Below are 13,322 nucleotides of genomic sequence, written 5' to 3'. Positions count from 1 at the left end.
TTCTCTTTCTACTCAAACAGTTCTCCCCCCCCCCTTCTGGATTCCTTCATTTCTTTGCGTATTCAAAGGCAAAAACTCTCAATCAATACCATAATTGACAAATGAATCAATTAAACTAATTGGGGAGTACGCTTCATGAAATCCAATCATTGGTTTATATCGCTAGTTACCCTAATCACTAGTGTTTTGTGGTCGCTAACCACAGTAGCCTCCCCACCATTTGACGTGCCTCCTGGATTAGCGGTTGCCGCACAAGCCCAAGCCAAGCACGGTAACTCACTCCTTGAGACATCTGGTGTCGTTGGACACGGTCTTTCCATTAATGAAAATGGGCAGGGAATCATTGTTGTATTTACCGATAGTCCCAGCCCAAGAGGTACCCCTAAGTGGTTAGACGGCGTCGCTGTTAAAGAAATCTATACGGGAAAATTCTATTCCTTAGCTCCACCCACATGTGGAGGTCCGCCGTCGCAACGCCCACCTGAGTGTTTTTCAGACCCTGATCCTGATCCCGTCGACCCAACGGCACGTTTTGAACGGCCGGTGCCTATTGGGGTCTCTACTGGCCATCCAGCCATTACTGCGGGCACCATAGGCGCTCGCGTCACAGACGGTACAAATGTTTTTGCACTAAGTAACAATCATGTGTTTGCTAACTCAAATGACACCAACATTCCTGAAAACATGCTCCAGCCAGGACCTTTTGATGGCGGCACAGAAGAAAACGATACTTTTGCCACATTGATAGATTACGAGCCGATATGGTTTGACGGCTCCAGTAACATCATGGATGCGGCTATCGCAATAACAAGCCCAGGAGAGTTAACCACTTCCACACCAGAAGATGGCTATGGCATTCCTAATAGCTCAGTAGCGACCGCTTTTGTTGGTTTAGCAGTTAAAAAGTATGGTCGGACTACGGGCTTTACCCAAGGGACTGTTGATGCTGTTAATGCGTCGGTTAATGTTTGTTATGAAGGCTCGTCAACCTGTACCAAATTGGCTCTGTTTGTTGGCCAAATTGTTGTTACCCCTGGGACATTTAGCGCAGGTGGTGACTCTGGATCCTTGATCGTAACGAGTAGTGACGATCCTGTCGGATTGCTGTTTGCGGGTTCCTCCTCATACACTATTGCCTCACCTATTCAACCTGTATTGACTCGGTTTGGAGTAACGGTTGACTCAGCTCCACCACCTCCGGGCGGTGACTTTTCCTTAACGGCCTCAGGATACAAGGTGAAAGGGCTACACAAGGTGAACTTGGATTGGTCTGGTAGTGAAGCTGCAATCGTGGATATTTACCGAGATGATGCAATTATCGATACGGTTAGTAATTCTGGTTTCTATACCGATCATATTAATAGTAAAGGCGGAGCTAGCTATAGCCACAAGGTCTGTGAAACTGGCACCAGTACATGTTCAAATACCACATCGACTCATTTCTAATGACAGAAAGCCCAGCACTGGCTGGGCTTTAACTTCAACTGACATGTCTGAGCTAGAAAAGCTACAAAAGAAGTGGCAAAGTGAGTGGATGAAAATAGACGGAGTCACTGGTGTCGCTATTGGTCAAACTAATGGAGAAGCGTGCTTGGTGATATATAGCTCGCGGCCAGCTTATCTACTAGAAGAGATACCAGAAACTATCGAGGGTGTAACAGTCAAGATTATTGAATCAACCCAGTTCAACGCTCGCACACAACTATGAAAATCGAGTCTGCCACCAAACCAACGAATCCCCAGAGTAATTTCTGGGGATTGAGTAGGCTTTGAATCGATCTTAGTTTGCTAGCTTTTCAATCACTCGCATTAACATCTTGATTCGTGGCTCAATCGACTCTAAAAGCAAGTACTCTTGGTCGCTATGAAAACCTGCTCCAATCGGGCCAAGGCCGTCTAATGTTGGGACACCCAGAATAGCCGTGTTGTTAGCATCGGAGCCACCACCGACTTCTTTCCAGTTGATATCAATCGACAGCTCTTGTGCTGACTGCTCGACCAAAATCATTAAAGACTCAGTCGCAGCACTTGGCACCATCGACGGTTTATACGCTTCTCTATCTAGTTCAATCTTCACGCCATCGACAAACGGCGTTTTCAACAAACCATGAAGCTGCGTATCCACGTCATCGTATTCCGCATTATTCCAGAAACGGACGTCAACAATCGCTTCCGCGTGCTCTGGTACAATGTTCGCGCCTGCGCCCCCAGAAACAATTCCAACATTGAGCGTCGTACCCGACTCATAGTTCGTCATACCATTGATGGCTAGGACCCAGTTAGCCATTTCAGTAACTGCACTGCGACCTTTCTCTGGCTCATTACCTGCGTGTGCAGCCACACCACTAAAACTTACCTTGTACCGCGCCATACCCTTACGGGCTTTGACTAAACCACCATCAGCACGCGCCGCTTCAGCTACCAAAACGTTTTTTGCCTGTTTGGCGACCGACTGAATCCACTCAACAGAGTCTAATGAGCCTGTCTCTTCGTCAGGGTTCATACAGATACAAATAGAAAGCTTATCTAGAACTGTTTTTTCAAGATTGCGCATTGCATAAACAATGTTAAGCAACCCAGACTTCATGTCTGAAACCCCAGGGCCATAGGCTTTCTCAGCATCCCATGTCATCGGTCTTAGTTCCACTGTGCCAACTGGGAATACAGTGTCCATATGACCAATCAGCATCACGTCGATCTGCTCAGCTTGCGGCTGATTGCGAATTTCTAGACCCACCCCTGCTTTACCACAATCAACACGCTTAATGCTCCAACCGGACAATGCTGTGAATTTAGCTTCAAATTGAGATGCCACAAACTCAATACCTTTGATTGTGTAAGTACCGCAGTCAACATCAATTAATGGACGCAACTCTTCTAAATAATCAGTTAAAGAAAATCTCATACTTACCCTCAGACAAATAGGTTCATGACTAGCATTGCACCGAATGCGTTTAGCACAGAGATCGCAATCATAACCGGGATATAACGACCCTCAGTTCCGATGGGGCCCATAATGCGCCCCATGTACTGCACCTGAGAGCCCATTAGGTATATCGCAGGGGCAAGAATCGCAATATGAGCGCCGTTAAGAATACCTTGATCAAATAGCGTGATGACCACACCCACAGCGCCGCCCATCGACATCCACGCACCGATAAGTACTGCCGCCGCCTCTCCCGGCAGGCCAAATACCGCCATAATGGGTGAGAACACGGTCCCCATTAAATCAAGTGCACCTGTAATTTGCAGCGCTTTGATAATCACAAATGCCATCAAAACATTGGGAACCGTTGAGGTTGTCGCAATAACCCAGCCTTTTTTTGCACCTTCAACGAAGATATCTGTCACCATCGGCTTTTTCGCTTTGACTTCGCTCATTATGCTGTCTCCTGTTTTAGGTTTTGCGCATTGTCTTTATCTTGTTTGTCTTCTTTACCTTCCGTAATGTTTAGATAAATGCGGAACAAGTTCGCACCGATAAACTTAAAGATAAACATAATGGCGACCGCCAAACCGATGGACGATGTTACGGCGAGTGAGCCGTCTGTCATGGTGAGTGTGAAAAGTACCGCGCCCGATGAGAAGAAATTCACAATCGTAGCACCAGCGGTGAACTGGAACATGGTAAAGACATCGGTTTCACGCTTGGTCAAGCGGCCCTCATCTTTAAGCTGACGAGTCATGGCTGCACCCGCATCGGTACTTTGCAAAGAAGCGATTAATGCAAGACCTGAGCTGCCAGGAATACCCATCAAAGGACGTAGTAGCGGCGATAGGAGTTTACGTGCTGCGTCGAGTGCGCCGTAATGTTCAAGTACGTTTATTACTCCAAGCGCAAACATGACGGTTGGAATCAAAGTCAAAGCAAAAATAAAGCCGTCACGAGCTCCGCTACCACCTTTACCACGCAACGAAGTGGTTGCTGCTGCAACGCCTTCCGCTGTCTCTTTAACATCGTAAGCCACTGAACCAAACGAGCCGTTCAGAGTGGTAAAGTCAAGTACACCATACCATTCGTTTGACTTCATCAAGCCAGAGAAAAACACTACTGCGAAGGCTAATGCGGCATAACAACCCCATGTCACCTTACGCTCTTTTTGAGTTGGATTAGACATAAGTCACCTATGTATTCATATGTGGAACAGAACACATAAGATCTTGACTTAAAGTCACCCGCAGTATGATGATCCGTATCAAGTAGTAATCCGAACAAACTTTTAACTGTTGGTCGCGATCATATTTTGTGATTACTCGCATAGATAGAAGATACAACCAACCAACAAAATCAACATTGCATATCATAAAGATTCATAATCTGTTAATTTATCCCTGACAATTCAAACAGATCAAACCTACCTCACATACCGAAAATCAATTCGTCTTTAGAATGTACCCACAAAACATAAAACAACAATCAGCTTTCAAAGGAGTGAAAGTATGAAATTACAGTGGTCGATCTTTGTAACACTCTTTTTTCTGCCCTTTTCAGCATTCTCATCACCATCTTCTGACCAAATTATTCCTCTTACCCAATCGACGATTGGTTATGCCGCAATAGTCATTTTCGCTATCGCCTATACCTTAGTCATGCTTGAAGAGTATCTACAGCTCAGAAAGTCTAAGCCCGTATTACTCGCTGCTGGCGTGATTTGGGCGATGATCGGTTATGTCTACTCTCAACATGAGCAAATTGAGGTCGCCAAAGCCGCCCTTGAACACAATTTGTTAGAGTACGCAGAACTATTGTTGTTCTTGCTCGTTGCCATGACCTACATTAGCGCGATGGAAGAACGCAGGTTGTTCGATGCTTTGCAAGCCTGGATGGTGGGCAAAGGATTTAACTTTAAAACCCTTTTCTGGCTGACTGGTATTTTAGCATTTTTCATCTCCCCTATTGCCGATAACCTGACGACAGCGCTACTGATGTGTGCCGTGGTGATGAAAGTTGCAGGCGACAACACTAAGTTTATTAACCTTGCTTGTATTAATATCGTCATCGCCGCCAACGCTGGTGGCGCATTCAGCCCATTTGGCGATATCACCACCCTAATGGTTTGGCAGGCAGGCCATGTCTCTTTTGCCGAATTTATGCCGCTGTTTGTGCCATCAGTGGTTAACTACGTTCTGCCGGCGATTATTATGTCGATGTTTGTACCGGACGCGAGTCCAAATGTTGTTCACCAACATGTTGAGCTGAAGCGCGGCGCAAGACGTATTGTCGGGTTATTTATTCTTACTATTGCTACAGCGGTTGCCTTTCACGCTGTACTTCACTTCCCTCCTGTGATCGGCATGATGATGGGATTAGCCTATCTTCAATTCTTCGGCTTTTTCCTCCGCAGAACACTTAAAGCTTCGTTACACAAGAAGTCTCTGATTGCCATTGAAAACCGAGATGATAACGCGCTAAAGCGTTTAGGTTCTGTAGTGCCATTTGATGTTTTTCGCCGTGTTTCACATGCCGAGTGGGACACGCTATTGTTCTTCTACGGCGTAGTAATGTGTGTCGGTGGTTTGAGTTTGCTCGGGTACCTTGGAATGATTTCTGAAGTTATGTATACCCAATGGGATCCAGTATGGGCCAACATCATGGTGGGTATTCTTTCTGCGATTGTCGATAACATTCCTGTGATGTTTGCCGTACTTACCATGGAACCAACCATGAGTATGGGCAACTGGCTACTTGTCACTTTAACTGCTGGGGTTGGGGGGAGCTTACTGTCTATTGGTTCAGCAGCGGGGGTAGCACTGATGGGAGCTGCCCATGGTAAATACACCTTCTTCGGTCACTTAAAATGGATGCCTGTTATCTCAATAGGGTATGCAGCGAGTATCGCCGTCCATATGATGCTGAATGGCGGTCTATTCACCTAAATTAATTACGAGGCAAAGGGATAAAATCTCGTTTTTGCCAAGTACTAGATAGCTGGTACTTGGCACAAATACTACAGGTAAGAAGTTCTTGTTGACCATGGATGCGCATCACAATGTCTTCGCGCTTTTCTTTAGAGCTATTGCGCATCTGAATAGTTAGGTAGTTATCTTCCACCTCAAAGGGCTTAGTATAATCGAGCCCTTCCTCCTTAATAATAGTGACTTTAGCGTCTTTAAACTCAAGCAAATCACCATTAAATTGGTTTTCGAAAACACCTGTAAAAGAGTAAGTTTCTTGATTCAGCATTCGCTCGGTTTTTTCTTCCGAGCAACCAAGCAGTGCAGTAGATATTAAACTGCCAATCATTACTACTATTGCTTGCCGTTGCTTTGTCATCTAACTACCTCTTTTTTCAAGCTCCAAAAGCTTCGCTTTTATCTCAACTCCACCAGCATATCCAGTTAGCTTACCACTTTTTCCTATCACTCGATGACATGGAACAATTACCGATACAGGATTTTTACCATTTGCAAGTCCTACGGCTCTCACTGCTTTAGGATTACCAATCGCGTTGGCAAGATCCTGATAGCTGCACGTTTCACCAAAAGGAATTGTGGTGAGCACCTGCCAAACTTTCTGTTGAAATACTGTTCCCTTGGCTGAAATAGGAAGTTCAAACTCGGTACGAAATCCGGAAAAATATTCTTCTAACTGTTTGATTGCTTTAGTAAGTATAGGATCGTTTTCCTTATATGCACCTAAGTTGTTAGGTTGTGTAGTCTGAGTCTCAAACCAGGCTCCAAGCAATCCGTCATCATCCGCTTGTAATGTCATAATGCCAAGTGGTGATGTATAGGTCGTGTATCTTTTATTCATGCATGGCTCCAACAATGAAAGGTCGCGTAGCTTCCCCAAGGAGACACATTCGTCGTCGATAAATTGGGAAACTGCATAAGGGCTTTTTTAACCACAAGATCACCGTCTAAAAAACAATTGGGCTCTGAGGCACCTCTTAAACGGGCGTAATTGACGGTCCAACTGCCAATGCCTTTTAGTTCTAGCCACTCTTCAAGCGGAGCTTGTCTATGCGTAATCATAAACTGAGCAAAACGCGCTAAGGTCTCTTTACGACTTTTTGGCATACGCAGAAAACTCAGATCGGCACCTGCAACTTCCGAAGGAGTGGGGAAATGTGTGATTCCTTCAGGTTGCATGGTACGGACGAGTAAGTTTAATTGACCAATCGCAGCTTTGATAGACACTTGTTGGCCTAAAACTGCCCTAACGCCTGCCTCCCAGGTACTCCAAACACCCGGAATCCGAATCCCAGAATGCGTGACCAGTTGCGGTTCGATCTGAGATAAGTGTTGCTCAATTTGTAAGATATCGCTGTCTAAATCAAACATACGCCTTACCTGATTGACCAAGCTGCGTAGTAATGCCATATCATCCAACCTAAATTCCACTCGCATAACACCAGCTTTGGGATTTGATATAGAAAACCATCCGGAGTGATCATCAAACTCGAAGTGTCTTTGGTAACTATCATCCGTCACTATTTCTAATCCATCAATCGCTCTTAGTCGGTAGAAATCTAACATGTATTGCCAATCTAGCGGGCCACGAAATGCAAGGTCGATATGATTTGATTCAATTCGCACTGCGGAGTTTTTCCTTATCTGAGAAGGTGGCATTTTCATTACCTGTTTAAAGGCATCATTAAAGCGGCGAACACTATTGAAACCGCTTGCCAAAGCGACATCAGTAATCGACAAACGGCTAGTATGTAGCAGTTGTTTAGCAAACATCAGCTGGTAATAAAGCGAATATTGTTTGGGAGACATACCAAGATACTGATTAAACAATTTGCGCAAATAGCGATCACTAATGCCAAGTCTCTCCGAGAGTTCAACTAAAGAGGAATGGTGCAAAGCCCCTTGTTCAATAAGCTTTACAGCACGCTGAAAAGTCACTTCGACCCCTTTCCACGCCCAAGAGCTTGGCGCACTATCGGGCCTACAGCGCAAGCAAGGACGATAACCAGCTTGCAACGCTTGTGCCTTGTCGAAGTAATATTCAACGTTTTCTTCCTTTGGCAGATTGGCCGGGCAAATAGGTCGACAGAAAATCCCCGTCGTCTTAACTGCCACATAAAAGCGCCCATCAAATCGGCTATCACGCGCGATTCTGGCATTGTGACAATCTTTTTGAGTCAAGATAGCAAAGCCACTTTCCATGCGGTTTTCCAATATTGTTCAAACTGTTATCTACAGTCTAATTCGTGACACAACAATTACTAGCCATTTTCGGAACTCAATCGAATTTGCCAACTGTTTTTCTTCTTCTAAAGTTATTTATGCAGACCCAAAAAATAATAAGGAAGTTGGCTATGAACCTGCACTCTTGCACCATTGTACTCAATGATGAGCTCACCATGACGTGTGACAATGTGGAACAAACATTAGGTCTCATTGATCATCACGGCCCCACCAACATACAACGCATCTTGATCGATGCCCATGATGGACGCTCCATACAGAGCTATCATGAACTCAGTATTGAAGAATCCATAGAAAGTTTAATGAGTCTTTGAGAAAGGCCTAGAGGCGATCGCTGACACCCAAATAAAGTGTCAAAGCTACGTTGGGTTACGTGATTACATGGTATCAATCGATTTGGAGTGGTCGAGATATTAACGCCTCGACACAATCGAGGCGTGCTACATAAAAACTGATTAGCTATTCATTCTCTACAGGACACTCTGCCATCTGTTGAAGACTGAATGCAGTTACGGGGTAGATGGTTTTGACTAGCTCTTCGACTTGCTCGATCGCTTCTATCGAAGTGCTCGCTTTACGGTAGCTCAAATAAATTGGACGCTGCCAACCTTCCACTCCGTCAACCTTAAATAACTGACCGGTAGCAAGAAAAGGTTCCACCAAAGACACCGGTAAATATGCACTACCACCTTTTTCTAGAATAAAGTCCAAAGCAATACGAGCAGTTGATGTTCTTAGGTAAGGCGCTGATATCTTGGGATGACGCTCAACGTACTCCGAAGCAAATTTAGTGCCCCAATCCACATAGACATATTTGTCTTGGAATACGGTATCAAGTCCGTGCTGTTGGGTAGAGACCAAAATTAACATCACGTCGGCCACTTTCTTACAGGTAAGCTCGTCCGCTTTGATTTGATCAAAAGCAAACGCCATATCAAGGGTACGCTCTTGCAAGCTACGGGATAACACTTCGCGCCCCATGATTTCAGCCATAAAACCATAGCCGTCGAATTCATCTGTCACCAAGCTTAAACAGTTTTGCAAGTATGCATCCCAAATACTAGGCGTACCGCCAAGTGTCAATTGCAACGCCTTACCGCTTTCCAACGACAATTCCAGTTTCGCTTGCTGTAAGGTGCTCACCATGACGTCTGCGTAACCAATAAGTCGCTCACCTGCCGAGGTGAGCTTGATGTTATTGCGGTCACGAATAAACAGTTGTGTGTCAAAGTAGCTCTCTAGCTGCTTGATCCGTGCACTCACTGCTGCTTGGGTGATATATAAATTTTCTGCCACTTTGCCAAAGTGCCGAACTTGAGCCAGTTCTAAAAACGTTCTAAAGACTTTTACGTCCATTGGATTTCCTCTACCGACAATCTTGGAAGGTTAGAAAGAACAATAAATATTAATCATCTTCAAGTCACGAAACTGTTATCTAGATTTCATAAAACTATTCGATAGTTACGATAGAAATGTTTTGTTTTTCTTTTATGAATTTTGCGCCTACTTTTCGCTTTAGTTCACCCATGTAGGTTTTTATAGAGGCTACCAAAATGTCTGACACTCAATTTCGTCATGGCAAAAAACGTTTTTACGACAACGCTAAGTTTCCACGCGGTTTTGCTAAGTCTGGTGATTTTACGATCGGCGAAGAAGATATCTTAAACCTTTATGGGGATACCATGCTTGGTTTGGAGTCTGGCGCTCTTCAACCCGAGAATGCAGAGGAAAAACACTTCGTCAAAGTCTTGATTAACCCAGGTAAAGCCAAATCTAAGTTAGAACGCTTGTGGCTGAAATACGTTCAACTGGCTCGTGGCCGAAAACGCTTCCACACACTTAATGGTCGCAACAGAATTGATACCAATAGCATTGAGGACTATTCAGATGAAGTTAGCTTAGCTGAAGAAAGCTAACCCCATTAATCATAAGTACAGGTAACGGCTCGAGTTAACTCGATAGCCGTTGTCAAACAGAAAAGCCCTGAGCGTTTCGCTTTCTGGGCTTTTCTTATTTAGCTAGCATGGCGACCTTTTTCAGAAAACTATCTCGAAGGTGTTCTTGGTCGTACTCCAAATGATAGGTATTGTGGAAACCAATTTTAATTTCCACACCGTTACCTCGCATATAAACGTTATAACCATCGTAATCAGAGAAAGCTTCTACCCCTTCATAGATCTTACCATGTTCTGTTGGGGAACCATTCTCCATAACGGTTTCATAAGCTTGTAAAACTTTGGTTGGGTCGAGTTCATTTTTCATACGCTAACCTCCTGTTACCATCCAAACAAGGATCGTGACGTTTAGATGGGCACCGACTTCACTCTTAGAAGTATGAGCAAACTTGGAGGTTTTCGCCAACTAAACCCTTGAGATAAATCAAACTCTAAGCGTTTGTATTCTCGCGTACCAATTCGGCTAAAGTTCGAAGACGTTGCTCACTATTTCTAACGTATGGGTTGTCTTGATCCCAAGCGTATCCCGCTAAGATAGAACTGATCATCTGTTTAATGCGTGGGGTCGGGCTCTGATAGAAAATAACATCCTGTAAATCGCCGTTATACCAACCTTCTACATAGGTACGAAAAGTGTTGACCCCAACCATCAGTGGCTCAGCGTATTGTTTGTCCCAGTCAACCTCTTCGCCGCTAAGCTGTTTAACAACGCACTCGGTAGCATACTGAGCTGATTTCATCGCAATGGTTACGCCAGAAGAAAACACCGGATCCAAGAATTCACCAGCATTGCCCAACAACGCGTAGTGCTGAGTGGCAAGCTGCTTTACATTTGCCGAATAACCGCCCAACTCCCCAGCAGGGTTAGGGTACTCGGCATTTACCAGTAGCTTAGCTAGGCCTGCTTCTTCACTAGCAAGCTGTTTGATCGCAGCAATCTTATCCTCAGGGTAACGTTCGAAGAACTCTGGTTCTCCCACCACACCAAAAGAACACACGCCATTTGAAAATGGAATCAACCAATACCAAACATCATGATTGTCTGGGTGAACAGAAATTAGAATCTTGTTGCGATCATATTCGATATCTTGCGAGTCTATATTATCAACTATATGGGTGAAGATAGCATTGCGCGGAGGTAAGCAAGAAGGTTGTTCAAGATCCAGCATTTTCGGCAACACTCGACCAAATCCGCTCGCATCTAGTATATAGTCCGCCTCAATCTGGTAACTATCATCGGCTTGATCTTTGACTGTCAATAAAGAGCGTTTGCCAACAAATTTCAACTCGGCTAGCTCATGCTGATAACGAATCTCCACGCCTTGTTGTTGCGCACTATCAGCCAGTACCTTATCAAAGTTGCCACGTTGTACCTGGAACGTCGTTCCAGGCCCTGCGCTAAACTTATCGGTAAACTCAAACTCGGTATATACCCCATTACACCGAAACGCTGCGCCATCTTTGTACTGAAAGCCATAGTGATTAACTGCATCAAGCATACCCGCTTGCTCAATTATCTCCATACAAGCAGGAAGTAAACTCTCACCGATTGAGAAGCGCGGGAATCGCGCCTTCTCGATAACGATCACCTCAATACCTTGCGCATGAAGCAATGCAGAAGCCGTAGAACCCGATGGCCCGGCCCCGACAATGACAACTTGAGTTGACTCTTTAATCATAATTCCTGACTGTCTGGCAACTTTTAAGGGTTATTGTGATTTTAGTTTAAGTAACGTATGACCAAGGCCAATATTGTCTGTTCTTTGTTCTACTGTTAAACCTGCCGCCTCAATAATCTCTAGGAAATCATCGCTACGATAGAAACGGCTATTGCCATTTGCTAGGCAGGTAAAGTAAAGCGATGTCGCGTTCAAACTATAAGATGCCGCATCGTATTTTTGTGCATCCCAGAACAACTCAAGAATATAAATCGCATCACCTTCACGCAACTGAGCCTTCACTTTCTTAAGAATGTTTAAGATCTCCATCGGAGAAAAACAGTCTAAGAACTGGCTCATCCACCAAACATCGGCCTGTTTGGGTAACAATTGCTGCTTATCTAACATATTGGCAGGGTGAGGATGAACACGCTCTGCAAAGCCTTGTTCTTGGGCGTTTTTCATTGCCATTTCAAGTTGCTGAGGCAAGTCAACAATCGTCACTTCTACATTTGGGTTGTGGTTACAACATTGCATTGCCCACTTGCCCGTATTGCCACCAATGTCGACAAGTGTCTTGGGTTGGCTTTTGAATACTTCTTCAAGCAAAACTGGGAACGAGCGATCAGAATAAAAATGATCAAACTTGAACCAGCTCTCTTTCGCTTGCTCAGGTAGAGTAGATAAACCTTGGTAGATAGTTTCCCATTCCCCCAGCTCTTTTAAACCTGCTGGCTTACCTTCAACGATAGCCTCCGTCAGGTGCATCATCGCGGCATAACAAACATCAGCAGTGAAATCCATGTTGGCATTTGTCATTCCATCATGGAGGATAAAGAAACCTAAGTTAGCTAAAGAATAGTTAGGTTTTTCCCACAGCACGATATTGGCGCTGATTGCCATGTCAAGCAATACCTTAACACCATACTCAGAAACCTGAGTTTTCTGAGCCAACTCTACTGCACTTAAGCCTTTTTCTCCGGCTTTATCAAGAGCAGACAAAATGCCTAAGTCACGCAAAGTTCGTGCAGTTTGGAACACAATTGGAGCAAATGATAGCTTTTGAGCTTCCGATTTTGCTTCTAGAGCATTAAACGGATCTTTATTTTTTTGTACCACGAAAAACCTAACTATAAGTTATTTAAAATGAATTACTGTGCAGAAGCGGTTAAAGCAAGCTGCTTTTTAATGTCTACATTTAAGTTGTTAATCCAACGATTGTAGTTGCGGTGAATTTTGCCATCACTCGCTTTTAAATTTTCTGAGTTGAGATAAATAATTGAATAGAACTTATCATTGTATGGGATTTTTATTTCCGCAAAGTGTGTACGAACATGCAATTTCGCATTCAACTCATTCGGAGCGACTTCTTCCACAACCCAGCCACGATCCATGGCTGCTTGTATGATCGCCATCTTAACTTGTTTATTTTGAAGATCATAAACAACTGGAGTATCCTCAACATTCATAACTGGCTGAACACGACCACAACCAACGAGTAATAAAGCTAGCAATAGCGAGCTGAGTAACTTTAATGGTGACATATTAAGAG

The 13,322-nt window shown here is 44.3% G+C and carries 16 protein-coding genes; 5 read left to right on the top strand and 11 right to left on the bottom strand.

Features of this window, described 5'->3' with window-relative positions; all coding sequences use genetic code 11:
• Positions 1–135: 135 nt before the first annotated feature.
• Positions 136–1,446, top strand: coding sequence for a chymotrypsin family serine protease (locus APB76_RS06370; RefSeq protein ID WP_054961072.1), 1,311 nt, complete (start codon positions 136–138; stop codon positions 1,444–1,446).
• Positions 1,447–1,489: 43 nt separating this feature from the next.
• Entirely contained in the window at positions 1,490–1,708 is a 219-nt protein-coding gene (locus APB76_RS06365; RefSeq protein ID WP_054961073.1) for a hypothetical protein, read from the top strand.
• Positions 1,709–1,780: 72 nt separating this feature from the next.
• Here the strand turns inward: APB76_RS06365 and APB76_RS06360 are convergent, their stop codons facing one another.
• The 3 genes from APB76_RS06360 to APB76_RS06350 are packed head-to-tail and all read right to left on the bottom strand — an operon-like array spanning position 1,781 to position 4,118.
• Positions 1,781–2,905: a M20 family metallopeptidase gene (locus APB76_RS06360; RefSeq protein ID WP_054961074.1), complete on the bottom strand. Its 1,125-nt coding sequence runs from the start codon at positions 2,903–2,905 to the stop codon at positions 1,781–1,783.
• A gap of 8 nt (positions 2,906–2,913) precedes the next feature.
• Positions 2,914–3,381 carry a YjiG family protein gene (locus tag APB76_RS06355; protein ID WP_049844690.1) on the bottom strand — a complete coding sequence of 156 codons (468 nt, stop codon included), beginning with the start codon at positions 3,379–3,381 and terminating at the stop codon, positions 2,914–2,916.
• Positions 3,381–4,118, bottom strand: coding sequence for a nucleoside recognition domain-containing protein (locus tag APB76_RS06350; RefSeq protein ID WP_049844689.1), 738 nt, complete (start codon positions 4,116–4,118; stop codon positions 3,381–3,383). The genes APB76_RS06355 and APB76_RS06350 overlap by 1 nt, the downstream gene beginning before the upstream one ends.
• Positions 4,119–4,440: 322 nt before the next feature.
• Here APB76_RS06350 and nhaD point away from each other — a divergent pair, with 322 nt between their 5' ends.
• Positions 4,441–5,877, top strand: a complete 1,437-nt coding sequence (nhaD, locus tag APB76_RS06345; RefSeq protein ID WP_054961075.1) for a sodium:proton antiporter NhaD — start codon at positions 4,441–4,443, stop codon at positions 5,875–5,877.
• A gap of 1 nt (position 5,878) precedes the next feature.
• Here the strand turns inward: nhaD and APB76_RS06340 are convergent, their stop codons facing one another.
• The 3 genes from APB76_RS06340 to APB76_RS06330 are packed head-to-tail and all read right to left on the bottom strand — an operon-like array spanning position 5,879 to position 8,115.
• Positions 5,879–6,274 carry a hypothetical protein gene (locus APB76_RS06340; RefSeq protein WP_054961076.1) on the bottom strand — a complete coding sequence of 132 codons (396 nt, stop codon included), beginning with the start codon at positions 6,272–6,274 and terminating at the stop codon, positions 5,879–5,881.
• The gene (locus APB76_RS06335; RefSeq protein WP_054961077.1) at positions 6,275–6,754 is read right to left on the bottom strand and encodes a methylated-DNA--[protein]-cysteine S-methyltransferase; all 480 of its coding nucleotides are present in this window, start codon (positions 6,752–6,754) and stop codon (positions 6,275–6,277) included.
• Positions 6,751–8,115, bottom strand: coding sequence for a DNA-3-methyladenine glycosylase 2 family protein (locus APB76_RS06330; RefSeq protein WP_054961078.1), 1,365 nt, complete (start codon positions 8,113–8,115; stop codon positions 6,751–6,753). Before APB76_RS06330 ends, APB76_RS06335 begins: the two co-directional genes overlap by 4 nt.
• 152 nt (positions 8,116–8,267) lie before the next feature.
• Between APB76_RS06330 and APB76_RS06325 the strand changes: the two genes are divergently transcribed.
• Positions 8,268–8,471: a hypothetical protein gene (locus APB76_RS06325; protein ID WP_049844684.1), complete on the top strand. Its 204-nt coding sequence runs from the start codon at positions 8,268–8,270 to the stop codon at positions 8,469–8,471.
• A 145-nt stretch (positions 8,472–8,616) separates the two neighbouring features.
• On the opposite strand, the gene APB76_RS06320 is transcribed toward APB76_RS06325, so the two are convergent.
• Positions 8,617–9,513: a LysR family transcriptional regulator gene (locus APB76_RS06320; protein WP_054961079.1), complete on the bottom strand. Its 897-nt coding sequence runs from the start codon at positions 9,511–9,513 to the stop codon at positions 8,617–8,619.
• A gap of 197 nt (positions 9,514–9,710) precedes the next feature.
• Here APB76_RS06320 and APB76_RS06315 point away from each other — a divergent pair, with 197 nt between their 5' ends.
• Positions 9,711–10,073: a DUF413 domain-containing protein gene (locus tag APB76_RS06315; RefSeq protein WP_054961080.1), complete on the top strand. Its 363-nt coding sequence runs from the start codon at positions 9,711–9,713 to the stop codon at positions 10,071–10,073.
• Between the two features lie 94 nt (positions 10,074–10,167).
• Here the strand turns inward: APB76_RS06315 and APB76_RS06310 are convergent, their stop codons facing one another.
• From APB76_RS06310 to APB76_RS06295, 4 genes are all read right to left on the bottom strand, one after another.
• On the bottom strand, positions 10,168–10,419 hold the full coding sequence (locus tag APB76_RS06310) for a DUF3081 domain-containing protein (protein WP_054961081.1): 252 nt from the start codon (positions 10,417–10,419) through the stop codon (positions 10,168–10,170).
• A gap of 124 nt (positions 10,420–10,543) precedes the next feature.
• The gene (locus APB76_RS06305; RefSeq protein ID WP_049844680.1) at positions 10,544–11,791 is read right to left on the bottom strand and encodes an NAD(P)/FAD-dependent oxidoreductase; all 1,248 of its coding nucleotides are present in this window, start codon (positions 11,789–11,791) and stop codon (positions 10,544–10,546) included.
• A 30-nt stretch (positions 11,792–11,821) separates the two neighbouring features.
• Positions 11,822–12,889 (bottom strand): methyltransferase, encoded by a 1,068-nt coding sequence (locus APB76_RS06300; protein ID WP_054961082.1) that lies wholly within the window; start codon positions 12,887–12,889, stop codon positions 11,822–11,824.
• 32 nt (positions 12,890–12,921) lie between these two features.
• A complete protein-coding gene (locus APB76_RS06295; protein ID WP_049844678.1) occupies positions 12,922–13,314 on the bottom strand; it encodes a hypothetical protein in 393 nt (130 codons plus the stop codon).
• Positions 13,315–13,322: the final 8 nt, after the last annotated feature.

This window comes from Vibrio bivalvicida (genome assembly GCF_001399455.2).
GTDB classification, from domain to species: Bacteria; Pseudomonadota; Gammaproteobacteria; order Enterobacterales; family Vibrionaceae; genus Vibrio; species Vibrio bivalvicida.
This window is presented reverse-complemented; position numbering and strand designations above follow the sequence as displayed.